20 protein-coding genes are annotated in these 23,536 nt (G+C 71.3%); 12 read left to right on the top strand and 8 right to left on the bottom strand.

The genetic code is table 11. From position 1 onward, the window contains the following. Nucleotides 1–30: 30 nt before the first annotated feature. Nucleotides 31–1,836, bottom strand: coding sequence for a GH39 family glycosyl hydrolase (locus Voc01_RS03365; RefSeq protein WP_203925753.1), 1,806 nt, complete (start codon nucleotides 1,834–1,836; stop codon nucleotides 31–33). A gap of 121 nt (nucleotides 1,837–1,957) precedes the next feature. Beyond that, entirely contained in the window at nucleotides 1,958–2,110 is a 153-nt protein-coding gene (locus tag Voc01_RS03360) for a hypothetical protein (RefSeq protein WP_203925752.1), read from the bottom strand. Nucleotides 2,111–2,740: 630 nt separating this feature from the next. Here Voc01_RS03360 and Voc01_RS03355 point away from each other — a divergent pair. Next, nucleotides 2,741–3,844 carry an XRE family transcriptional regulator gene (locus Voc01_RS03355; RefSeq protein ID WP_203925751.1) on the top strand — a complete coding sequence of 368 codons (1,104 nt, stop codon included), beginning with the start codon at nucleotides 2,741–2,743 and terminating at the stop codon, nucleotides 3,842–3,844. Beyond that, on the top strand, nucleotides 3,813–4,961 hold the full coding sequence (locus Voc01_RS03350; protein ID WP_203925750.1) for a hypothetical protein: 1,149 nt from the start codon (nucleotides 3,813–3,815) through the stop codon (nucleotides 4,959–4,961). Before Voc01_RS03355 ends, Voc01_RS03350 begins: the two co-directional genes overlap by 32 nt. On the opposite strand, the gene Voc01_RS03345 is transcribed toward Voc01_RS03350, so the two are convergent. Beyond that, nucleotides 4,933–6,018: an MFS transporter gene (locus Voc01_RS03345; RefSeq protein ID WP_203925749.1), complete on the bottom strand. Its 1,086-nt coding sequence runs from the start codon at nucleotides 6,016–6,018 to the stop codon at nucleotides 4,933–4,935. The two genes, Voc01_RS03350 and Voc01_RS03345, sit on opposite strands and share 29 nt — an antisense overlap. Before the next feature lie 144 nt (nucleotides 6,019–6,162). After that, nucleotides 6,163–6,882: a FadR/GntR family transcriptional regulator gene (locus Voc01_RS03340; protein WP_203925748.1), complete on the bottom strand. Its 720-nt coding sequence runs from the start codon at nucleotides 6,880–6,882 to the stop codon at nucleotides 6,163–6,165. 97 nt (nucleotides 6,883–6,979) lie between these two features. Here Voc01_RS03340 and Voc01_RS03335 point away from each other — a divergent pair, with 97 nt between their 5' ends. Genes Voc01_RS03335 through aceB form a run of 4 tightly spaced genes read left to right on the top strand, consistent with a single transcriptional unit; the run spans nucleotide 6,980 to nucleotide 12,352 of the window. Continuing rightward, entirely contained in the window at nucleotides 6,980–8,425 is a 1,446-nt protein-coding gene (locus Voc01_RS03335) for an FAD-linked oxidase C-terminal domain-containing protein (protein WP_203925747.1), read from the top strand. Further along, complete coding sequence (locus Voc01_RS03330; RefSeq protein ID WP_203925746.1) at nucleotides 8,425–9,498, top strand: FAD-binding oxidoreductase; 1,074 nt, start codon at nucleotides 8,425–8,427, stop codon at nucleotides 9,496–9,498. Before Voc01_RS03335 ends, Voc01_RS03330 begins: the two co-directional genes overlap by 1 nt. Then, nucleotides 9,498–10,781, top strand: a complete 1,284-nt coding sequence (locus Voc01_RS03325) for a (Fe-S)-binding protein (RefSeq protein WP_203925745.1) — start codon at nucleotides 9,498–9,500, stop codon at nucleotides 10,779–10,781. Before Voc01_RS03330 ends, Voc01_RS03325 begins: the two co-directional genes overlap by 1 nt. Then, nucleotides 10,778–12,352, top strand: coding sequence for a malate synthase A (gene aceB / locus Voc01_RS03320; RefSeq protein WP_203925744.1), 1,575 nt, complete (start codon nucleotides 10,778–10,780; stop codon nucleotides 12,350–12,352). Before Voc01_RS03325 ends, aceB begins: the two co-directional genes overlap by 4 nt. Here the strand turns inward: aceB and Voc01_RS03315 are convergent. Then, complete coding sequence (locus tag Voc01_RS03315; protein ID WP_203925743.1) at nucleotides 12,349–14,922, bottom strand: helix-turn-helix transcriptional regulator; 2,574 nt, start codon at nucleotides 14,920–14,922, stop codon at nucleotides 12,349–12,351. The two genes, aceB and Voc01_RS03315, sit on opposite strands and share 4 nt — an antisense overlap. Nucleotides 14,923–14,940: 18 nt before the next feature. Further along, nucleotides 14,941–15,666, bottom strand: a complete 726-nt coding sequence (locus Voc01_RS03310) for a cytochrome P450 family protein (RefSeq protein ID WP_203925742.1) — start codon at nucleotides 15,664–15,666, stop codon at nucleotides 14,941–14,943. Between the two features lie 64 nt (nucleotides 15,667–15,730). Here Voc01_RS03310 and Voc01_RS03305 point away from each other — a divergent pair, with 64 nt between their 5' ends. Next, entirely contained in the window at nucleotides 15,731–16,471 is a 741-nt protein-coding gene (locus Voc01_RS03305) for an ArsR/SmtB family transcription factor (protein ID WP_203925741.1), read from the top strand. On the opposite strand, the gene Voc01_RS03300 is transcribed toward Voc01_RS03305, so the two are convergent. Then, on the bottom strand, nucleotides 16,428–17,249 hold the full coding sequence (locus Voc01_RS03300) for a helix-turn-helix domain-containing protein (protein WP_203925740.1): 822 nt from the start codon (nucleotides 17,247–17,249) through the stop codon (nucleotides 16,428–16,430). The genes Voc01_RS03305 and Voc01_RS03300 overlap by 44 nt on opposite strands. A 17-nt stretch (nucleotides 17,250–17,266) precedes the next feature. Here Voc01_RS03300 and Voc01_RS03295 point away from each other — a divergent pair, with 17 nt between their 5' ends. From Voc01_RS03295 to Voc01_RS03285, 3 genes are read left to right on the top strand one after another with little or no spacing between them, the layout of a single operon-like run. After that, a complete protein-coding gene (locus tag Voc01_RS03295) occupies nucleotides 17,267–17,548 on the top strand; it encodes a hypothetical protein (RefSeq protein ID WP_203925739.1) in 282 nt (93 codons plus the stop codon). After that, a complete protein-coding gene (locus Voc01_RS03290) occupies nucleotides 17,532–18,344 on the top strand; it encodes a class I SAM-dependent methyltransferase (RefSeq protein ID WP_203925738.1) in 813 nt (270 codons plus the stop codon). Before Voc01_RS03295 ends, Voc01_RS03290 begins: the two co-directional genes overlap by 17 nt. Before the next feature lie 5 nt (nucleotides 18,345–18,349). Continuing rightward, on the top strand, nucleotides 18,350–19,354 hold the full coding sequence (locus Voc01_RS03285) for an ABC transporter substrate-binding protein (protein ID WP_203925737.1): 1,005 nt from the start codon (nucleotides 18,350–18,352) through the stop codon (nucleotides 19,352–19,354). A 6-nt stretch (nucleotides 19,355–19,360) separates the two neighbouring features. Here the strand turns inward: Voc01_RS03285 and Voc01_RS03280 are convergent, their stop codons facing one another. Next, entirely contained in the window at nucleotides 19,361–20,866 is a 1,506-nt protein-coding gene (locus Voc01_RS03280; protein ID WP_203925736.1) for a class I adenylate-forming enzyme family protein, read from the bottom strand. A gap of 81 nt (nucleotides 20,867–20,947) precedes the next feature. Here Voc01_RS03280 and Voc01_RS03275 point away from each other — a divergent pair, with 81 nt between their 5' ends. After that, nucleotides 20,948–21,397: a PaaI family thioesterase gene (locus Voc01_RS03275; protein ID WP_203925735.1), complete on the top strand. Its 450-nt coding sequence runs from the start codon at nucleotides 20,948–20,950 to the stop codon at nucleotides 21,395–21,397. Between the two features lie 300 nt (nucleotides 21,398–21,697). After that, nucleotides 21,698–23,320 carry a phosphoglucomutase (alpha-D-glucose-1,6-bisphosphate-dependent) gene (gene pgm / locus Voc01_RS03270; RefSeq protein ID WP_203925734.1) on the top strand — a complete coding sequence of 541 codons (1,623 nt, stop codon included), beginning with the start codon at nucleotides 21,698–21,700 and terminating at the stop codon, nucleotides 23,318–23,320. Nucleotides 23,321–23,536: the final 216 nt, after the last annotated feature.

The raw sequence follows: 23,536 nt of genomic DNA, 5'->3' as shown, positions 1-23,536 counted from the left end.
GCCCCTTGCTCGCCTGTCTACATAGGGTGCCTACAGCTCGATGAGCACCGCTCCTGGCTGCGGAATGTCGAGTTCCAGGACGCCATCGTGTGCCACGGGCTCGGCGTGCAGGGTGTCGGCCGCGCGGAGCGCGTCCCACTGGTCGTCGCGCGGCCAGTCCCCGATGCCGAGCCGCGCGGCCAGCGTCGTCAGGTCACCGTGGTCGCGGTCGAGGCGGGTCACCGTGGCGGCGCGGCCTTCGGCGCCGGTCACGGTGAGGGTGACGCGCCGCGCCAGCGCCGGGTCGCCGTCGCGCTTGGACTGGTCCAATGTGGACACCCAGACGAGGACCGCGAGGCGACCGTCGCGGTGGCGGCTGGCCCACGTCTGCACGAGCCCGTTGGCGCCGTCGCCGCTCGCCTCCACCGGTAGCTCGGTGTCGCCGAGCGCGGCGAGCAGCCGCAGGGCGTGGTACCGCGGCTTCGCGATCCCGCCGACGCTGATGAGGCCGAAGCCGCCGTGCAGCAGGCGTGGTGGACGTCCGAGTTCCTCGAAGTGGTCGCTGGCCACCCAGTAGGACAGCGCGTCGACCCGGCCGGCGGCCGACCGCATGCCGGTGAGCAGGAACGTGGCCGCGGAGACGCCGTCGTTCACCGGGTTGAAGTGGGTGGGCGTCACGCCCCACTCGGTCCACAGGATGCGGGCGTCCGGGCGGCCGTACCGCTCCAGCGTCGGTCGCAGGTCGAGCGGCGGGCTGCCGTACGTGTGCGTCGAGACGAAGTCGACCGGTGCCCCGCTGTGGCGCGCGTGCTCCAGCAACGCGTCGACCCATCCCGCCGCCGCCGACGACGGACCACCGACCGGCATGCGCGGGTCGACGTCCTTCACGGCTTTCGCGGTGACGTCGTAGAGCCGCATCCACTCCTCGCGGGTGCCCGACCAGAACACCTCGAGGTTGGCTTCGTTCCAGACCTCGAAGTCCCACGACAGCACCTCGTCGCCGTACCGGTCGAGCAGGTGGGTGACGAGCGCGCGCACGAGGTCCGCCCACCGGTCCCAGTCCTTGGGTGGCGAGATGATGCCGCAGTACCCGAACACGGTCCGGTCCGGGTCGCTCGCCAGGTCGCGCGGCATGAACCCGATCTCGACGACGGGCCGCAGCCCCGTCTCCAGGAGCAGGTCGTACACGCGGTCGACCGTGGTGAAGTCGTGCACCGGCTCACCGTCGACCTCGGTGTAGACGGCGAGGTCGTCGTGCAGGATCGAGTGGGCGCGCACGGTTTCCACGCCCACCTCGGCTCGGATGCGCCTCAACGCGGCGAGCAGTTCGGTGCCGATCTCCCGGCCGCCGCTCTCGTCGCGGCAGAGCAGTTGCGAGAGGCGCTCGCTGCCGATCATCGGCTTCCACGGCCGGTGCAGCGGTCGGCCGGCCGCGTCGGCGTCCAGTCTCAAGTGGACGGTCGCGTCGCGGCCGTCGCGTGACGCGGCGGTGACGGTCGCGCTCAGCGGGCCCACGGCGGTGACCTCGGGCACGGCCGCAACCGCGTACGTGTACGTCGTTCCGGGCGTGCCGGTGGTGTCGACGTACCAGGTGTCGGGCACCGACAGGACGTCGCCGCCGAGGTGGTTCACCGGCTCAAGCTCGGCCTCGGCCCCGGACTCCGCGCGGTGTACCAGATACCCGACGGCCCCGGGAACCGCCTTCCACGACAGGCGAACGTGCCCGGTACCGGGGTCTGCCGTCAGCCCGGTGGGCGGTTCGAGCTCGGGTAAGAAAGCGCCGGCGACGTTGTCGCGCAACGCGATCCGCTGCTCCCAGTCGGCGCGGGCAGTGGAACTCTCGGCAGCGTGCGTCACCGGGGACCTCCTCGTATCGGGCTGTCTCCATCGCACGGTAACCGGTTTCCGGCAGCGTCGCAGTTCGAGCGTCGCAGTGCGAGCGCCGCCCCGTCAGGACGGCGCTCCGGTTCGGTCGACGTCAGCTGAGCGTGACCCAGGCGACGAGTGCCATGCCCGCCCCCGTGACGGCGGCGGCGCTGGCGAACATGGCGAGAGCGGCGACCACCCGGCGGAGGATGGCCATGAGATCGGCGAGGGCCGCGGCCATGACCGCGGTGGCCTTCATTGTCACCACGAATACGATCGCGAATCCGGCCATGACAATGAGGTAGGCGCTACCGGTGCCGCCCCCTGCGGCAGTGGTGGCGTTGTCTGTGGTGGCCGTCGCGCACCCCCCGAGCGCGACGACCGTGGCTACGGCGAGAAGAGCCGCGAGAACTGCCGGTTGTCTTCTTCGTAGGCCCGGTCGTAGATTGGACACGTCGGTTCCCCCCTTGCGATGCCCAAGCTTGCGAGCCGACAACGGGAACCTCGATAGAGATCTCGACGGCGAATCGGGATCTCTTTCAGCGCGGCTTCTGGACGCAGGTTCTGGGTTGAGGCCGCGCTGTTCTCGTTGTCGAGAGTCCTGTACGCCTGACCTCCCCTCCACGGCGGTGGAGAGCTTCACTGAAAGTGAAGCGGTAAGGGGATGGTAGGTCCGTGAATGCAGTTGAGGCAATGCGGCTTCAGTCTCACTTTCCTGAATATCCGGTGGTCCGGTGCCCTCGGCGGAGATCACATTCCTGAATTGATCTCCATTTGCGCAGGCCAATAGGATTGCAATTGACTCGGCGGTGGTCGTATGGTGTACGGCACATCGGTTCACTGAAATTTCAGTCGTCGGGAGTGAAGATTCGTGCAACCGGCGGATGGCCACCCATTGGCGCTGCGGCTCCGGGCCCTGCGCGAATCACGCTGGCCCGATCTGCGAGTCACCCAGTTTCACCTGGCTGAAGCGTTCGGCGGTGAGAAGCCGCTGAGCCTGTCGCTGATCTCGTCCTGGGAGTCGACCCGCAGTGCCGCTCTGCCGCCCGTTCACCGGCTGAACCAGTATTCGATCTTCTTCGCGACGAGGCGCTCGGTGTCGGGCGCGCGTGCGCGTCTCCTGACGGAAGGCGAGCTGACCCCGGCGGAACGCGTCGAGCGCGACGTCCTGTACGAGGAGCTGTCACGGCTGCGGTATCCGGAAGACGGCTCGGAGCCGGCCGTGGTGCGGCGACCGCTCGCCGCACCGGGAGACGAGATCGGTGGTGGGCCGTTCCACTTCGTGGACCAGAAGCCGGTCACGATCGTGTGCTCGCGGCTGCCGGCCGAACTACGTGCCGAGCTCCCCTACACCGATCCGCGGGATCCGGACTACATCCGTTCGTTCAGTTATGCGGACAATGACGCCCTCATCGAGCTTTACGGGCATGTCCGGGCGGTCAACCCGACCATCGCGGTGAACATCCGCACCGCCGACGTCCTGGAGGAGGACGACTACACGACGCACCTCGTGCTCCTCGGCGGCACCGACTGGAATCCGGTGACGGCGGACATTCAGCGCCGCTCGAACATGCCCGTGCTGCCGGGCACCCGGACCAGCGAAGATCTTTATGGCGGCCATTTCACCGTCGTCGATGGGGCGGACAAAGGTCGGATCTTCGCGCCCATTCTCGACGAGACCACACCTGGAGAACGACCGATTCTGGTCGAGGACGTTGCCCACTTCTTTAGGGGCCAGAACCCGTATAACAGGGCGCGCACCCTGACCCTGTGCGATGGTATGTTCGCCCGCGGCACGTACGCGGCTGTGCGCACTCTCACCGATGTGCGGTTCCGAGACAGGAACGAGCGGTTCCTGTGGGATCGGTTCAACGGATTCGAGCAGTTCAGCGTGCTCGCGCGTGCTGTGATTACCCCCAAGGGTGAGGTGGTCACTCCGGATTGGACCGTCGAGGAGAACCGGTTGCATGTCTGGCCGCTCATGGATGACGAGGTCTAAGCCCGCACCGGCTCACCACTATTCGCACCGTGGTCTCCTCCGTCACCATCTGCCGTGGGGGCGCCGCGCGCGGCTCGACGCGATCATCGTGCCCAGCGCGCGTTCCGCCGGTGCCGTGGAGCACGCGGGTGACCTCGCTCGGCAGGTCGACTGCGCCCTGATCGTGCTGGCGAGCCGTGCCGCCGTCGGCGCGGAGATTCTCGAGACGCTCGCTCCGTTGAAGCTCAGACAGCTGTTCGTGGTCGACGTGCCGGAGAAGATCGCCAAGCTGCCCGTGTTCGAGACGTCGGGGATCCTGCGCCGCGAGAACATGGCCCGGTCCACCGACGTCAGCGCGAAGCGCAACGTCGGTCTGGCGGTCGCCCGGATGGCTGGCCTGCACCGCGTGCTGTTCCTCGACGACGACATGAGGATCCCCGAGGCGGAGTCTCTCAAGGTGGCGGCGGGCCTGCTGCGCAGCCACGACGCCGTGGGGCTGAAGTTGGAGGGTTTCCCCGACAACTCGGTGGTGTGCCACGCCAACCGGGAGACCGGCGGCTTCCAGGACACGTTCGTCGGCGGCGGCGCGCTCCTGGCCGCGACCGAACGCGAGATGTCCTTCTTCCCGGACGTGTACAACGAGGACTGGTTCTTTCTCCTGAACCGGTCGCGCCTTCGCCCGGTGACCGTCGCGGGACGGGCGGAGCAGGACGCGTACGACCCGTTCGCCACCGAGGAGCGTGCGCGGCTCGAAGAGTTCGGAGACGTGATGGCGGAGGGCATTTTCGCCATTCTCGACGACGCCGGCGAATTGGGCGAGGCCGACCGTGAGTATTGGCGCGGCTTCCTCGACCGGCGGCTGGAACTGATCGAGCGGACCCAGCTGAGAATCAATCTGGTGCGGCGGGCCGATCGGAAAAAGGTCGCCCGGTCTCTGCGCGCCGCCCGGGATCAACTGACGAGTCGAATTACCCCGGAACTGTGTGTGGAATACCTTCACGCCTGGCAGCGGGATCTCGCCAATTGGATCGACGTCTGTGACCGGCTGGAAAAGAAGCGGACCGTCGAGGAGGCACTCGGCTATTTCGGTCTCACATGCGCGGAGCCCGCTAAGGCGGATTGTTTCGCATCGGTCTGACCGCCGACGCGCAACCGGCGACCCCGAGAGCCAGAACCGGAACCGCCAGCAACGCCACTCCGAGCCCGGTCCGTTCAGCCAGCGGGCCGAGAGCGAGCGGACCGACGAACCCGGCCCCGTAGCCGATCGTCGTCAACGCGCCGACCACCTGGTCGGCACCGGGTTCCGTGCCACCGGCGGTGACGACGACCGGGAACACCACGCAGATTCCGAGTCCCCACACCGCCGCGCCCGCGTACACGATCGCATCGAGCGGGGCGAGCACGGTCGCGATGACGCCCGCTCCCGCCAGCAACGCTCCCGCCCGCACGAGCCGGTCGGGGGTGACCCGCCGGTACAGCCGTGCTGCCGCGAACCGCCCGGCGGTCATCGCCGCGACGAAGACCGCGTACGCCACGGCCGCCCTGGCATGGGAGAAACCGCGCTCGTCGGCCAGCATCACCGCGAGCCAGTCGTTCGCCGCGCCCTCGATGAAGCCGCCAGCGAGGATCAGCGAACCGAGCAGTGCCAGCCGGCCGGTGACCCGTACCGGTTTACGGTCGTCCGCCGGTGGGTCGCCGACCGGGACGCGGGAACCGAGCCATACCAGGTACGTCGCCGCTCCGGCGACCACGACGCACTGAACCCCGACCGGTACGCCGCCGCGCGCCGCGATCGCGCCCGTTCCCGCTCCCACGACCGTTCCGATGCTCCAGAAGCCGTGGAACCGGGCCATCAGATGGCCACCGAGTTCCTGCGCCACGGCGACACCCTGGATGTTCATCGCCGCGTCCCAGGCACCGATCGTCATGCCGAACGTGAACGACGCGCCGACCAACGTCAATGCGGTGGGAGCGAGCGCGGCCACGACGAGAGTGGCGGCCGTGCCCAAGGCCGAGGCCAGGATCACCCGGCGGCTGCCGAGCCGCGTCGACAGGCGTCCCGTGACGAACATGCCCGCGATCGTGCCCATCCCCAAGGCGCCGAGGGCCAGCCCCAGTTCGTCGACGCCCAGCCGCAACCGCTCCTGGACCGCCGGCAGCCGTGACACCCAGGACGCCTGGACCGCTCCGCTCACCGCGAATACCAAAGCCGTACCGCGCTCCGGACTCAGCATCCGTGCGCCCACCGCCTCCTCGTCGCGACGGCGAGGTGGGAACCCGAGGCAAGCGGAGCAACATCGACGTCGGCCGAACTCTCTCAGCCGAGTGTAGCCAGGCGACTACGGTGATGCCGCGATGACCGCTTCGCCCCAGAAACGGATGTGGGCGGCCGTTCGCTCCTCCGCCAGGGCGGGATCGGCGCCCGCGACCGCGTCGTAGATGGCCTGGTGCTCCGCGATCAGCCGGGGCCGCACCGAGACCCAGTCGTTCGCCACCAGTGCCACGTCCGCGACCAGCGCCCGCAGCGTGCTGTCCGCCGCTGTCTCGACCAGGTTCACCAACCGGTTGCCGGCGGAGCGCACCAGGGTCACGTGGAAGCTCGCGTCCAACTGGTGGAACGAGGCCTGGTCGAGGAGTGGGTCGGCCATGCGGTCGAGCAGTGACCGCAGCGTCTCCAGGTCGGAGCCGTGGTTGGAGGCGAGGCGACGGACGGCGTTGGTCTCCAGCATCACGCGGAACTCGACGACGTCGGCCAGGGGGACGTGCCGCAGGGCCACCAGCAGGTCGAGCACCGTGGTGAACGCGTTGCCCGGCTCGTTCAGCAGCACCGCCCCGTTGTCGGCGCCGCGCCTCGTGCCCACCAGGCCGAGCGCCTCCAGCACCCGCAGCGCCTCGCGCACCGAGGCCCGCGACACCCCGAACTGCACCGCCAGGTCGCGTTCCGAGGGGAGGCGCGAGCCGGCGCGCAGCGTGCCCGCCGAGATGGCCTCCTTCAGTTGAAGAAGGATCGCCTCGAAGGCGCGCGGCGTGCTGACCGGCCGAAACGCGGGTAGCGACATCCAGGCGAGGGTACAACGAAGTGTTGACCCTCCAACCGCCTTGGTCCTATGGTCAGACCAATGCCGCCATCCCGGAGCGGAGGGGAGCGGAGGGCCGATGGAACCTCTCATCCAGCGGCTGCGCGACATCGTCGGCGACGAGTGGGTGTTCACGCATGAGCACCAGCTCCGCACGTACGAGAGCGACGGCCTGCTCCAGTACCACGCCCTGCCCGCCGTGGCCGTTCTTCCGGGGGACGGGGAGCAGGTGCGCGCCATCGTCGAAGCGTGCCGCGACGCCAACGTCCCGTGGGTGCCCCGGGGAGCCGGCTCGGGCCTGTCGGGTGGCGCGCTGCCGGTGGCCGACGGCGTGCTCATCGTGCTCTCGCGGCTCACCCGGGTGCTCGAGGTCGACCTCGAGAACGGGCGCGTGTGCGTCGAGCCCGGGGTCACCAACGTCTCCGTGTCGGCCGCCGTGGCGCCCGACTTCTTCTACCCGCCCGACCCGTCGAGCCAGATCGTCTGCTCGATCGGCGGCAACGTGGCCGAGAACTCGGGTGGCGCGCACTGCTTCAAGTACGGCTTCACCACGAACTACGTCACGGGCCTCGAGGTGGTGCTCGCCGACGGCGAGGTCATCGAGCTCGGCGGCCCCGAGCTGGACGCACCGGGCTACGACCTCCTCGGCGCGTTCGTGGGCGCCGAGGGCACGCTCGGCATCGCGACGAAGGTCTGGCTCCGCGTGGTGCCGGTGCCCGAGTCGACGCGCACGCTCGTCGCGTTCTTCGACAGCACGAGGCAGGCCGGCGAGGCCGTGTCGGAGATCGTGCAGGCGGGCGTCGTGCCCGGCGCGATCGAGATGATGGACGCGGTGACGATCGCGGCCACCGAGGCGATGGCCAACGCCGGCTACCCGGTGGGCCGGGGCGCAGCCCTGCTCGTGGAGCTCGACGGCTCCGAGCGGGAGTGCGTCGCCCAGTTCGACGAGGTGGTGGCGATCTGCCGGCGGTGCGGGTCCGACGACGTGCGGGTCAGCCGCGACGAGGCCGAGCGCGCGCTCTTCTGGAAGACGCGCAAGGCCGCGTTCCCCGCGATGGGACGCATGGCGCCCAACTACTTCGTGCAGGACGGCGTGATCCCCCGCACCAAGCTGCCCGACGTGCTGACCCGCATCGACGAGCTGGCGAAGGGGTACGGCCTCACCGTCGCCAACGTCTTCCACGCCGGCGACGGCAACCTGCACCCGCTGGTCTGCTACGACGGCCGCGTCGAGGGCGAGGCCGAGCGGGCCGAAGAGCTGTCCGGCCGCATCCTCGACGCCTGCCTGGAGGCCGGCGGCTCGATCACCGGCGAGCACGGGGTGGGCGTGGACAAGAAGAAGCACATGACGAAGATGTTCGCCGAGGCCGACCTCGACGCGTTCCAGCGGCTGCGGTGCGCCTTCGACCCGGCCGGGCTGGCCAACCCGGGCAAGGTGATGCCGACGCCCCGGCTGTGCGGCGAGGTCCCGGGGCCGTACCGGCAGCACCCGCTGGAGAAGGCCGGACTGGCGGAGCGGTTCTGATGCTCGAACCATCCACAGTGGACGAGGCGGCCGCCGCCATCAAGACGCTCGACGGCCCGGTGCATCCGACCGGCGCAGGATCCCACGGGGTACCGGCCGTCGGCGACACGCTCAGCACGGGGAAGCTCAACCGCATCCTCGAGCACAACCCCGGCGACTTCACGGCGGTGCTGGAAGCCGGTGTGCCCCTGGCCGAGGCGCAGGAGGCGTTCGCGAAGGCCGGCCAGTGGCTCGCGCTCGACCCGCCCGCCGGCGGAACGATCGGCGGTCTGGTCGCCACGGCCGACTCCGGTCCGGCGCGGCACCGCTACGGCGGCGTGCGTGACCTCGTCATCGGGATCACCGTCGTGCTCTCCGACGGCACCGTGGCCCGCGCGGGCGGGAAGGTCATCAAGAACGTCGCCGGCTACGACCTGGCGAAGCTGTTCGCCGGCTCGTACGGCACGCTCGGGCTGATCGCCGAGGTGGCCGTGCGGCTGCACCCGTTGCCGCTGCGCACCGCGACGCTCACCGGCGCCTCCGCCGATCCGGGGCGGCTGCAGGCCGCGGTACGGAAGCTCAACAGCCGCCCGCTGGAGGCGAACTGCCTCGACATCGCCTGGACCGGCCACAGTGGACAGGTCCTGGTGCGGTTCGGCGGCCACACCGCCGCCGAGCGCGCCGAGGCGGCCCGGCCACTGCTCGACGGCCTCGACGACGTCACCGTCAGCACCGACGATGACGCGATCTGGGCCGCGCAACGGCAAAGCCAGCGCCACCCGGACGGGGTGACGCTGAAGGTCTCCGGCCGGCCCACCGACCTCGAGAAGGTGCTCGCGCGAGGGGAACCCGTCGTCGGCCGGGCCGGTCTCGGCCTGTACTGGGTGCGCGGCCCGGCCGAGGCGGAGTGGGTGGCCGACGTCCGCGCCGCCCTCACGCCACGTGCGTGCTCCATCGTCGACGGTGCGGCGCCGGCCGGCGTCGACCCGTGGCCCGCGCCCGACCGGGGCGCGCTCGAGGTGATGCGCCGGGTCAAGGCCCGCTTCGACCCGGCCCGGGTGTTCCGGCCCGGCGCGTTCGTGGGAGGGATCTGATGACCGCCTGGGACACCCAACGGCCGCCCTCGCCCGAGCTCATCAAGGACTGCGTCCACTGTGGATTCTGCCTGCCGACGTGCCCAAGCTACGCGGCGTTCGGCGAGGAGATGGACTCGCCGCGGGGCCGGATCCTGCTCATGCGGGTCGGGCACGAGGAGGGCGAGAAGCTCTCGCTGCCGATGCTCAACCACTTCGACCGGTGCCTCGGGTGCATGGCGTGCGTCACCGCGTGCCCGTCGGGCGTGCAGTACGACCGCCTCATCGAGCAGGTCCGTCCGCAGTTGGAGCGCAACGGGCCCCGCACGCCGGCGGAGCGTCGGTACCGCAGAGCCATCTTCGCGTTGTTCACCCACCCCGGGCGGCTGCGCGCGGTGGTGCCGGCGCTCGCCGTCGACAGCCGGCTGGGGGCGGGGCGCCGGCTCGCGAAGCTGATCGGGCGGCGCTTCCCCGCGTCCAAGCTGAAGGCCCTCATGTCGCTGGCGCCGCGCGTGCCGGTGAGCGCGGCCACGAGACGCCTCGCACCGCTCACCCGGCCGGCAAAGGGAACCGAGAAGCGCGGGCGGATCGCCCTGATGCAGGGCTGCATCAACCGTGTGCTGTTCGGCGACGTGAACGCGGCCACCGTCCGGGTTCTCGCCGCGGAGGGCTACGAGGTGCACGCGCCCCGCCAGCCGAGGTGCTGCGGCGCGCTGCAACTGCACAGCGGGTTCGAACCCGAGGCGCTCGGGCTCGCGAAGGAGACGATCGCGAAATACGAGGGGTTCGACGCGATCGCGGTGAACGTGGCCGGCTGCGGCTCGGCGATGAAGGACTACGGGCACCTGCTCGCCGACGATCCACAGTGGAGCGAGCGGGCCAAGGCGTTCTCCGCCAAGGTGAAGGACGTGCACGAGCTGCTCGCCTCGGCGCAGCCGCAGGCGAAGCGGCACCCGATCGAGCTCGCGGTCGCGTACCACGACGCCTGTCACCTCGCACACGCGCAGGGCATCCGGCAGCCGCCGCGCGCGCTGCTGAAAGGCATCCCCGGCCTGACGCTCGTGGAGCCGAAGGAGTGGGAGATGTGCTGCGGCTCGGCCGGCATCTACAACCTGACCCAGCCGGAGGCCGCGGCGAAGCTCGGCGCGCGCAAGGCCGCCAACCTCGCGGCGACGAACGCACAGGCGATCGCGGCCGCGAACCCCGGCTGCGCGTTGCAGATCTCCGCACATCTGGCCGAGGCGGTGCCGGTCTACCATCCGATGACCCTGCTCGACGCGTCGATCCGAGGAGTGCAACCGTGACCGTCAACTACACGCCTCACCCCGAGCTCGACGAGCGCACCCGCACCGAGGTGCTGACGCCCGACGCGTTGGCGTTCCTCGGCGAGCTGCACGGCCGGTTCGACGCCCGCCGCAGGGAGCTGCTCGCCGCCCGCCGGGAACGAATGGCGCCGGAGGACTTCCTCCTCGAGACGCGTGACGTGCGGGAGGCCGACTGGCAGGTGGCGCCGCCCCGGCCCGACTACGCCGACCGGCGCGTCGAGATCACCGGACCGACCGACCGCAAGCTCGTCATCAACGCGCTGAACTCGGGCGCGAAGGGCTTCATGGCCGACTTCGAGGACGCCAACAGCCCCACGTGGAAGAACCAGGCCGAGGGCCACGTCAACCTCATCGACGCGATCGAGGGCACGATCACCTACGAGTCCTCGGAGGGAAAGCACTACGCGCTCGGCGACAACCCGGCCACGCTGCTGGTGCGCCCGCGCGGCTGGCACCTGCCCGAGAACCACCTCACCGTGGACGACCGACCCATCGCCGGCGCGTTCATGGACTTCGGGCTCTACGCCTACCACAACGCGAAGCGGTTGCTGGCCAAGGGATCGGCGCCGTACTTCTACCTGCCGAAGCTGGAGCACCACCTCGAGGCCCGGCTGTGGAACGAGGTCTTCTCGTTCACCGAGGACACGTTGGGCATCGAGCGCGGCTCGATCCGGGCCACAGTGCTCATCGAGACGCTGCCGGCCGCGTTCCAGATGGAGGAGATCCTGTTCGAGCTGCGCGAGCACTCGTACGGGCTGAACGCCGGCCGCTGGGACTACATCTTCTCGATGATCAAGTCGTACCGGAACGAGCCGGGCTTCGTGCTGCCCGACCGCACCGACGTCAAGATGACGGTACCGTTCATGCGCGCCTACACCGAACTGCTCGTGGCCACCTGCCACCGCCGGGGCGCGTTCGCGATGGGCGGCATGGCCGCGCTCATCCCGTCGCGTAAGGACCCCGAGGCCAACCAGCGCGCGATCGACGCGGTCGCGGAGGACAAGCGGCGCGAGGCCGGTGCCGGGTTCGACGGCACCTGGGTCGCGCACCCCGACGTGGTGTCGGTCGCGTTGGCGGCGTTCGACGACGTGCTCGGCGACCAGCCGAACCAGATCGACCGGCAGCGGCCCGACGTCACGGTGGCCGCCGCCGACCTGCTCGACGCCGGCGCCACGCCGGGCGCCGTCACCGAGGCCGGGCTGCGGAGCAACCTCGCCGTGGCGTTCCAGTACATCTCGTTCTGGCTCAGCGGCCGCGGCGCCGCCGGCATCAACAACCTCATGGAGGACGCGGCCACCGCGGAGATCTCGCGGTCGCAGATCTGGCAGTGGATCCGCCACGGGTCCACATTGGACAACGGCGAGACCGTGACCCGCGAGCTCGTGGTCCGCTACCTCGACGAGGAGCTGGCGAAGATCCGGGCCGAGGTGGGCGACGAGACCTGGGAGAAGGGCCGTCCCGCCGAGACCCGCGAGGTGTTCGAGAAGGTCGCGCTGGGTGACGAGCTGCCGGAGTTCCTCACGCTGGTCGCCTACGACAAGCTGGGTTAGGAGAACAGCTTCGCGAGCTCGATCCGCGACCGGATCCCCAGCCGGACGAAGATGTTGCGCATGTGGTGGTCGACGGTGCGGGTGCTCAGGTAGAGCTGCGCGGCGACCTCCCGGTTGGTCGCGCCGGCCGCCACCATGCGCGCGATCTGCAACTGCTGCGCGGTGAGGGTGCCCGTCGTCGGGTCCTCGTCGGCGGCGCGCAGCGCGTCGCGGGCGCGGGCCGCCCACGCGTCGAGCCCCAGCCGCTCGAACGTGGCAAGGGCACTGCGAACCTGGGTGCGCCCGCGGGACAGCATTTCGGTACGGGCCCGTTCGAAGTCGTTGCCGGTGGCCCGGTGCAGCCGCAGCGCCTCACGGAAGTGCGTCTCCGGTCCGTCTCCGCGGTGGGCCAGCGCACGGCACCGGGCGGCGAGGGCGCGCCGCAGCGGGTCGCCCGTGCCCTCGGCCCATTCTGTGAACGCGCCGACGTCGACCGGTGCGGCCTCGGCCAGGTCGGGGGTGGCCATCATGTACACGACGAGCTGGCCGCGCCCGGTCCGCGGGTCGGCGATCGTCGTGATGCGCGCGGCGGCGTCGGCGGGGCGGTCGGCGGCGAGGTCGAGCAGCGCGAGCGCCCACTCGCTCAGCGCGTGCGGCCGGTTCATCAGGTCGGCGCTGGGCCGGCGGGTCGCCAGGGCCGCGTACCGGCGGCAGGCCGCCCCGTCACCCCGCCGCGCCGCCATCATGGCGAGCAGCCCGGCGAACGTGTCGGCGACGTTGTCCTGCGCGGCCGCTTCCGCTTCGCGCATCCCGTCGAGCGCGGTGGTCTGCGCGGCGTCGAGCCGGCCCAGCCAGTACTCGGCGTACGCGCGGATCTCCAGCGCCCGCGGCCGCGCGGAGACGTCACCGGCCTCGGCGGCACGCCCGGCGAGGTGGTCGGCGCCGGCGTCGTCGGCGAGGAGCAGGCAGGCGGTGGCGGCCCAGATGAGCTCGGTCGGGTCGTTCGACGGGGAGCCCAGCTCCACCACCCGCCGCAGGTCGGTCACCGCGTCGCGGTGCCGGCCGCGCAGCATCGCGGCCATCCCCGCCAGGTACCGCACGGGCAGCTCCGCGGGCAGCTCCGCGGGCAGGGCCGCGGCGCGCCGGGCCAGGCCGGGCAGGCGGGCGTGGTTGCCCGCGTAGCACAACGCGTCGCCGGCGAACGCCAGCGCCCGCGCCGCGAGCGCCGGTGGCAGCCGGTCGGCGGCGGTCAGGAGCGTGCGCAGCGCGCTGGCCGGCGGACCGGACCGCAGTTCGATCTCGCCGGCGAGGAGGTCGGCCGCCCCACCCTGGGCGGTCCGGCGCAGCAGCATCCGGGCGCGGTGCGGCTGGCCGGCGGTCCACGCGTGCCGGGCCGCGGCGACCAGACGCGCCGACGCCAGCGCGGGATCGGTGGTCAGGTCGGCGGACCGCTCCAGCGCCTCGACCGAGCCGCTGCCGCAGGCGGCCAGGTCGTCGGCGTCGGCGGCCGTGGGTTCGGTGGCGCCGGCGACCCGGTGCAGCGCGACCCGCAGCCGGTGCCGGACCGGGTCGAGCGTCGCGGCCAGCAGCCGGTGGGCGGCCTGCCGCTGACCCATCGGGGCCTCGTCGTAGGTCACCGTGCGGGCGAGCGGCCGCGGGAACGTCAGGCGGTCGCCGTGGACGCGCAGCACGCCGCACAGTTCGGCCGCCGCGAGCGCGGTGAGGTCGGTGCCGCTGGCGCGCGCGGCCCGTACCAGTTCGGTGGCGTCGAGGTGGTCGTCGGCCGCCGCGAGCAGCAGCAGCCAGCGGGTGTCGGCCGGGAGCAGTGCCAGTTGCGCGCGGTAGGCGCGGCGCAGCGGGCTGTCGAGCGGCAGGCCGCGGGGCAGCGGCGCCTCGCCGCGGCACTGGGCTGGAGTCAGCGACCGCGCCAGGTCGACGAGCGCCTGCGGGTTGCCCCGGGCGAGGTCGACGAGCGCGCCGGCCACGTCGGTGGGCAGCCCGCCCGGCACGACGTCGCCGAGCAGGGCGCGGCTGTCGGGTTGGGCCAGCCCGGAGATCCACCGGCACGGGACCCCGGGCACCGGGTCGTCGGCCGCGCCGTCACCCCCGGCGGTGAACACGACCGCGACGCGGTGCGGGCCGACCCGTCGCGCGACGAACCCGAGCGTGTCGGCGGAGGCGGGGTCGAGCAGGTGCGCGTCGTCGACACAGCAGACCACGGGTGCCGACGAGGCGAGCAGGTCCAGCACGGCCATCGACAGCCGCACCCGGTCCTCGGGCGGGCAGCCGCCGCCCGAGATGGCCCGCTCGACCAGGTCGGGCGGGCGGTCGGACAGCGGCTGGAGCAGCCGGTGCAGCGCGGCGTAGGGCAGTGCCGCCTCGTCGGCGAGGCCGGCGGTGCGCAGCACGGTGCCGGTGGCGGCGCCGGCGACGTGCCGCAGGAGGGTCGACTTTCCCGTGCCGGGCTCGCCGCGGATCAGCAGCGCTCCACCGCGTCCGCCGGCCGCGCGGCGCAGGAGGGCGTCGAGCACGCGCTGGTCGGCCGCGCGCCCACGGATCGGGACTTTTTGCATGGTCGCTGTCACAACCATGCCCCGTAAGTTAACCGATCAGTAACGGAAGAAAAAGGCCCGTGGCCATAGTAAATCGACCATAACCGATGCAATGGCGACCGCGTGCGCCCGTCCCGGGCACTCGTGCGGGCCGGCTCCGAACGGATGTCCGCGGAGCTCGACCGGCACGACCGCCCCGTTCCGCACCCGCCGGGTCCGCGGCACCGGCGGGTCGTCGCGCAGCGCGGCCTGCACCGATCCGTGCCGCAGCCCGTTGCGCACCAGCGCCGCGGTCGCCTCGCACGCCTGCACCAGCAGCCCGATCCGCGCCGCCGACCCCTCGCTCCGGTCGCCGGCCGCGAGCGCGTCCACGGCCGCGTCGGCGCGCCGGGCGGCGTCCCGGCCACCGTCGTGGTCGGGCTGGTAGGCCCGCGCCGCCGCCGCGACCCGTGCTGTCAGATCGTCGTCCGGGACCGCGAGAGCGCGGCCGAGCACGGCGACCGGCACCGGCCGGGCAACGGCCGACATCAGATCCACCGGTTCCCGGCCGGTGCCCGCCGCGGCGATGCGTTCCAGCACCGCGCCGGTCTCGGCGGCCGCGTCCCGGGCGAGCGCCGCCGGGTCGAGCCGGTCGAGCATCGCGACCGCGTACGCGCGGCGACGCCGGTGCGCCGGCCCGTCACTGAACCGGGCCACGCTGGCCCGCAACCATCCGATGCCTGACGGAGCCGGTGGTACCGGCGGCATCCGGTACCGCTCGTCGTCGGCGAGAACCTCGATCATGTGCCGACGCTAGGCGCCCGACCGTTCGGCGCCCGCCGAACCGTCGGGCTGGCACGATGGGCGGATGCCGCGTGCCGCGAAGGCGCTGGCCGGGTTCGCCGGCCTGCTCGCCGACCCCACGAGGGCGGCGTTCTGCCTGGCGCTGCTCGACCGGCGCGCCTGGACCGCGGGCGAGCTGGCCCGGCTGGCCGGTGTCACGGCGCCCACCGCGTCGGAGCACCTCGACCGGCTGCTCGCCGGTGGCCTGGTGGCCGAGCGCCGGCAGGGCCGCCACCGGTACGTCGAGCTGGCCGGCGAGGGCGTCGCCCACGTGGTCGAGACGCTGCTGGCCGCTACGACCCCGCCCGAGCCGCCGCGCACGCTGAAGGCGTCGAACGCCGCCGCCGCGCTGGAACGCGGCCGCACCTGCTACGACCACCTCGCCGGCCGGCTCGGTATCGCCGTGACCGACGCCCTCGCGTCCCATGGCCTTCTCGACCGGACGGCGGGCCTCTCGCTCACCCCGGCCGGACGCGCGTGGCTGACCACCGACCTCGGCATCGCGCCGGACCGCCTGAACGGCAGCCGACCGCTGGTACGCGAGTGCCTCGACTGGACCGAGCGCCGGCCGCACCTCGCCGGTCGGGCCGGCGCCCTGATCTGCGAGACGTTCCTGGGCCGGGGCTGGCTCACGCGGGTGGGCACCGGCCGGGCGGTGCGTCCCACCCCGGCGGGAGAGCGGGCGCTGCGCGAGCTGCTCGGCCTCGACCTCGGCCCTGACCTCAGGCTCGATAGCTCTCGATCGGCATCGTCTTCCGGTAGATGAGGTCGAAGATCCGCCGGTACTCGGCGAGCTCGTCGGGCTTCTCGAGGTAGCGCGCGCCGGTGTGGGTCTCGGCGTGCACCACGGCCGGGTCGTCGTCGTGGTGGAAGTCGAGGATCGTGAACGCACCGAGGCGCATCGCGGGGTGCGGGCCGGCGTCCCAGGGAAGGACGCGGATGTCGATGTGGTCGCGCCGGTTCAGGGCGCGCAGGCGCGCGAGCTGGTCGGCCATGACGGCCGGCCCGCCGACCGGACGCGTCAACGCCCCGGCACCGAGCACCGCCGCGAGCCGCGGCCGCGGAATGCGCGTGAGGAAGACCTGCTGGCGCTCGACCTGCAGCTTCACCTGGCCGCGCGCGTGCTCGTCGGTCACGTCGGGGTGCGTCGTCAGGCAGATGGCGCGCGTGTAGTCGGGCGTCTGCAGCAGGTCGTGGACGAGCTCGGTGTTGTATGTCCGCAGCTCGTCGGCGATCTCCTCGAGCCCGTGCCGCATGCTGAACCACTTCTCGCCGTAGTCCTCCCACCAGTCGTGTTCGCGGGTGCCCAGGGCGAGCATCGACAGCGTGTCGGTGGTCTTCGCGTCGGTGCCGTAGAGCCAGCACAGCCCGCGCACGTCGCCGACCTTCACCGCCACCTTGCCGGTCTCGATGCGCCACAGCTTCACGCGGGACGCGATGTTGGCCTCCTCGACGTCGGCCTCGGTCTTGCCCGCGCCGTGCCGCAGCCGCCGCAGGTGCCGGCCCAGCTGCCGGCGCGCAACGGTCGAACCTACCAAGGGCATTGCTTCCCCCGCCCGTCATGGAAACCGAAGTGTTGGTTTCCATCCTTAACGGCAAAGGGTGGTTGTCGTTAGATTTCTTTGATCAGGAACCATCGGCTGCTGTTGTATTCCAAAAATCAACGTTGATGCTTGTGGTGGGTGCGACAACGCTGATCGAGCGTGGTGATCGCGCCGGCGTGTGGTTCGTCAGAACTGCTACGTGGGGTTTCTTGCTGCCCCGAGGCCGGCGCGGGTTGTTTTTGTCACCGGATCCGGGTCGTCGTCGAAACGGAGTACTAGCAAATGACAACAGCTACTAGCTCATACACCCTTGACAACGGCCGGCCGGGTGCCGGCGGCATGCTCGACTGCCTGTCGGCGGTTCTCGACCAGTCCACTGTGGAGCTGATCGCACCACTGGTTCAGCTCGGCGCGCACTGCCTGGAACTGGGCGCGGGGAACGGAAGCGTGGCCCGGTGGCTCGCCGACGCGGTCGGTACCGGGGGCCGGGTGGTGGCCGTCGACCTCGATCCCGGACTCGTGCGGGCCGAGGTGCGATCACGGCAACAGGTGCAGGTGCTGCGGCGGGACCTGCGGACCGATCCGCTGCCGGAGGGCCCGTTCGACCTCGTGCACGCCCGGCTGCTGCTCGCGCACCTGGGCAACCGCGACGCCCTGGTCCCGGCGTTGGCCGGGCTGCTGGCGCCCGGCGGGGCGCTGGTCGTCGAGGAGTGGGGTGCCGCCGGTCCCGGTGTGGTGCTGTCGTCTCCGTGGCCGGAGACCGCGGAGCTGTACCGGCGGTACCAGACGGCGTTGGTGGCCATGTTCGGCTCCGCCGGCAACGACCCGACGTGGTCGGTGCGGGTGCACGCGGCGATGGCCGCCGCGAGGCTCGCCGACGTGCGCACGGTCGTGCGGGCGCGGTCGTGGACCGGCGGCACGGCCGGGTGCCGGTTGCCGATCGAGGTGTCGGGACAGGTCCGGGAGCAGCTCGTCGGGCACGGCCTCGACCCGGCCGACCTCGACGCGTTGCGGGAGCAGCTGGGCGATCCGCGGGTCGTGGTGATGGGCAACCTGACGTGGTCGACCATCGGGCACAAGACGGTCGGGGGCTGACCGTGGTGCTCACCCGTCGATCGATGCTGACCAACCTCGGTGCGGCCGCGACCCTCGCCGGGTGCGGCAAGGAGGAGAACAGGCCGAAGCCCGGCACCGGGAAGGTCGAGGACGTCACGTTCGTGACCGGGTTCAACATCACCGGTCAGGACTCGTACGTGTTCGCCGCGATCGAGAACGGCTTCTACCGCGACGCGGGGCTGAACGTCACGGTGGTGCCCGGGGTCGGCACCCGCGGCAACCTCCAGTACCTGGCCCGCGACACGGCCCAGTTCGCGACGATCGACATCACCGGCGGGCTGCTCGAGATCGACGGCGGCAGGCTGACCGACTTCCGGGTGTTCGCCGCGATCTACCAGCTCACGGTGTCGTGCATCGTCGCGTTGCCGGCGGCGAACATCGCCTCGCCACGCGACCTGGCCGGCAAGCGGATCGGCTACTCGGAGGGCGGCGTCAACAAGACGATCTTCCCGGCCTACGCCCGCCTCGCGGGCCTCGACGAGGCGACGGTCAGGTGGGTGTCGCTGGCGCCGCCGCTGATCCGGCCGGCGCTGCTCAGCGGACAGCTCGACGCGTCGACCGAGATCGTGGTGGGCCGGCCCGCGCTGGAGGCGGCCGCGAAGCAGTCGGTGACGATGCTGCCGTACTCCGACGTCATGCGGGACCTGTACGGCAATGCGATCGGCGCGTCGACGAGCCTCATCGAGCGGAACCCCGGCCTGGTACGCCGGTTCCGGGACGCGTCGCTGCGCGGAATGCGATGGACCCTCGACAACCCCGACGCGGCGGGTCGGGTCATGGCGAAGCACAACCCGACCTACCGGGCCGAGGTCGCCGCCGCGGAGGTGCGGCAGACCGTCACCTACGTGCGCGGCGGCGCACCCGTGCTCGGCCACCTCGATGAGGCCCGGATGGCCCGCTGCATCGCGGTGGTGCAGAGCATCGGCCTGGTCCGGCCCGGGCTCACCCCGGACCGGATCGCGGCGTTCGACCTGGTGCCGACGGCCTGAGGCCCGTCAGTCGGCGTCGGCCTTGACCGTCGCCCGCAGCCGCTTGCGGTCGAGCTTTCCGACCGACGTGAGCGGGATCGCCGGCACGATCGTGACGCTGCGCGGGTACTTGTGCGCCGCCAGCCGCTCCTTCGTGAACGCGATCAGCTCCTCCTCACCCACCGAAGCGCCCTCGGCGAGCGAGACGAACGCGACGACCTCCTCGCCGAGGCGCGGGTCGGGCCGGCCGACCACGGCGGCCATCGACACCTGCGGGTGGGCGAGGAGCGCGTCCTCGACGTCGCGCGGATACACGTTGTAACCGCCGCGGATGATCAGGTCCTTGATACGGTCGACGATCGTGAGATAGCCGTCGCTGTCGAGGCGGCCCACGTCACCGGTGTGGAACCAGCCGCCGTCGCCGAGCGGCTCACCCCGCCAGTACCCGCGCATGACGTTCGGCCCGCGCACCACGATCTCGCCGTCCTCGCCGGCCGGCACGTCGGTGCCGTCGGGACCCACTATGCGCAGCTCGACGTCGTCGACGACCTTGCCCACCGTGCCCGGCCGCGGCTCCAGCGGCGGCGTGCCGCTGACGATGCCGCCGGTCTCGGTGCAGCCGTACCCCTCCATCACGGTGACCGACGGGACGCGCCGCTCGAAGTCCTCCCGGACGGCCGGCGACAGTGGTGCGGCTCCCGAGTAGACGTACCGCAGCTCGCTGAGGTCCAGCTCCTCAAGTGGGAACTGCAGCATCATCGCGAGCATCGACGGCACGACCGCGAACGTCTGGCTCCGGTGCTCCACGGCCAGGTCGAGGAACGACTTCGGCTCGAACCAGCGCTGCAGCACCGTCGAACCCGCTTCCGGGACGTGCATCGCGCCGACGGTCACCAGCAGTCCGAACGCGTGCGACAGCGGCAGCGAGATCTGCCCCCGGGTGATCCCGTCGACGTGGCTGCGCGCCCGCGACGCCTTGCCCGAGTAGGCGAGGTTCTCGTGCGAGAGCGCGACGCCCTTGCTCCGGCCGGTGGTGCCGCCCGTGTACATCAGGGCGGCGAGGTCGTCGGGGGACCGGTCGACGATCGGGAGGACCTCGGTGTCCTTCTCCAGATCGGCGAAGCTCACGTGGGTCCCATCGGCTTCTCCCAGGACCACGACGGGCAGTGACCGGCCCTCCAACGCCTCCACGACCTTCGGCAGGATCTCCGGGGTGGTGAAGACGGCCGTGGCACCGGAGTCGTCGATGATGTGCCGCAGCTCGGGGGCGGTGACCAGGAAGACGACCGGCGTGACGGCGGCGCCGGCCCGCCAGATCGCGTGGTACAGGATGGTGACCTCGGGGGCGTTCGCCATGATGACCACCACCCGGTCGCCGGGGGCGATGCCGAGCCGCACCAGGCCGTGCGCGAGGTGCTGGCTCCGTTCGTGCATCCGGTGGGACGAGTGCCAGGTGCCCTCGAAGAACAGCGACGGATGGTCGCCCAGCCGATCGTGGGCCAACTCTGCGAGGCGGGCGAGATTGGTTTCCATCCGGCGGCTCCCGTTCGGGGGTGGGGGTTTTTACACTGCCTATGCCAATACCCGCAGCGGTGTCAACTACCAGGAGGCCTCATGCCGAACAGCCCGATCACCGCTGGTGAGCGGTTCGCCGATCTCGACTCGTTCAGCAAGCGCGGAGCCGACGGGCCGAATCTCTGGCGCACCCTCGGGTTCCGGCGTACCGCGTGGGGGCCCGGATCGTCAACCGTCGAATGGGACGCGACCGTCGACTACGGTTTCTCCACGCCGTCCGGGCCCGTGATCCAGGGCGGCCTGGTGACGGCGATCCTGGACTCGGCCATGGGCGGCGCCTGCTGGACCACGCTGAACAACCACGAGGTGTTCCTCACGGCTGACCTGCGGGTCGAGTTCTTCCGTCCGACGAGGCCGGGCACGCTGCGCGCGGTGGGCGCGGTGGAGCGCCGGACCAGCCGGGTCGTCTTCTGTTCGGCCGAACTCCTGGACGCCGAGGGCACGACCCTGGCCGCCAGCCGGTGCACCCAGGTGGTGCTGCCGGCGTAAATCGCTTGTATCTTGCCGGTCCGTCAGGGCTCCTATATGTCGAGTCTGCAGCTCGTGCTCAAGATCCAACGATGTTGAGGAGCGCACCATGACGCACACGTTCTGGGCCGGACCGACACGCCACGCCTGGGCCGGGCCTACGTAGTAACCGGCCGGCGGCCCGGGGGGAGATCGGGCCGCCACAGGACCGGACCCGGCTGACCGGGGGGTTCAGCCGGGTCCGAACGACCCTTCAAAGGGAACTGCCTGCCGGGTGGTGGGAGCATGAGCATCACGTTCCTAGCACCCGGGAGGCTCCCCATGTCGGTCCACCCTCGCGCCGGTCAACGCGCGGAACCGGGCGACCTCATCGACCCGGCCGCCGTCCGCGCCGCCTACTTCGACCGGCATCCCGACCCGTCGAACGTCGCCGAGCAGGTCGCCTTCGGAACCTCCGGGCACCGGGGGTCGTCGCTGAACACGGCGTTCAACGAGGACCACATCGTCGCGATCAGCCTCGCGATCGCCGAGTACCGGCGTGACCAGGGCATCACCGGTCCGCTGTTCCTCGGCGCCGACCCGCACGCGCTGTCCGGACCGGCGACCCGGACCGCGGTCGAGGTGCTCGTCGCCAACGGCGTCACCGTGCTCGTCGACAGCCGCGACGGGTTCGTGCCCACGCCGGCGCTGTCGCACGCGATTCTCACCTACAACCGGTCGGGCCGGTCCGACACCGCCGACGGCATCGTGGTGACCCCGTCGCACAACCCGCCGGCCGACGGCGGCTTCAAGTACAACCCGCCCAACGGCGGCCCGGCCGACACGTCGGCCACGAAGTGGATTCAAGACCGGGCGAACCAGCTGATCGCCGCCGGCCTGTCCGGCGTGAAGCGCAGCTCGGACCGCCCCGGCACCTACGACTTCCTCGGCAGCTACGTCGACGACCTGCCGTCGGTGCTCGACATCGAGGCGATCCGGCGGGCCGGGGTGCGCATCGGTGCCGACCCGCTGGGCGGTGCGAGCGTCGCCTACTGGGGCGAGATCGCCGCCCGGCACGACCTCGACCTCACGGTGGTCAACGACACCGTCGATCCGGCCTGGCCGTTCATGACGCTCGACTGGGACGGCAAGATCCGCATGGACTGCTCGTCTCCCTACGCGATGGCGTCGCTCATCGAGAACAAGTCCGCCTACCAGATCACCACCGGCAACGACGCCGACGCCGACCGGCACGGCATCGTCACGCCCGACGCCGGTCTCATGAACCCCAACCACTTCCTCGCGGTGGCGATCCGGTACCTGTTCACCAACCGCTCGTCCTGGCCGTCTTCGACCGCGATCGGCAAGACGCTGGTCTCGTCGTCGATGATCGACCGGGTGGCCGCCTCGTTGGGCCGCACCCTGCTGGAGGTGCCGGTCGGCTTCAAGTGGTTCGTGTCCGGCCTGCTCGACGGCTCGGTCGGCTTCGGTGGCGAGGAGAGCGCCGGTGCGTCGTTCCTCCGCCGCGACGGCAGCACCTGGACCACCGACAAGGACGGCATCCTGCTGTGCCTGCTGGCGTCGGAGATCCTCGCCGTGACCGGGCGGTCGCCGAGCGAGCACTACCGCGACCTGGTCGCCGAGCACGGCGAGCCCGCGTACGCCCGCATCGACGTGCCGGCCACCCGCGAGGAGAAGGCGGTGCTGGGGAAGCTGTCGCCCTCGCAGGTCACCGCCACCAGCCTGGCTGGCGAGAAGATCACCGCGACCCTGACCTCGGCACCCGGCAACGGCGCCTCGATCGGTGGCCTGAAGGTCACCACGGAGAACGGCTGGTTCGCGGCGAGGCCCTCCGGCACGGAGGACGTGTACAAGATCTACGCGGAGTCCTTCCGCGGGCCGGAGCACCTGGCGCAGATCCAGGACGAGGCCCGCGGCGTGGTATCGGCGGCACTGACGGCGTGACCCGCTTGTGCTTTTCGACATAAACGACGCTCTATCCAGTGCAGTGGCGCGGCGAATGCCCGCACCGGATAGAGCGTCGTTCATGTGTCGGCGTACGCCGAGCAGCGCGTGGTCGGGTTCTCGTAGTGTGTCGTGGCCCCAACCGTCTGGGCACCGGCCGCTGCCGCGCCTGTCGATCCCCGCCGCGCCATGGTCGAGCCCCGCGTCGATCTTGCA

This window comes from Virgisporangium ochraceum (genome assembly GCF_016863655.1).
Lineage (GTDB): Bacteria > Actinomycetota > Actinomycetes > Mycobacteriales > Micromonosporaceae > Virgisporangium > Virgisporangium ochraceum.
The sequence above is the reverse complement of the archived record's forward strand: the minus strand, read 5'-3'. Positions and strand labels throughout refer to the sequence as shown.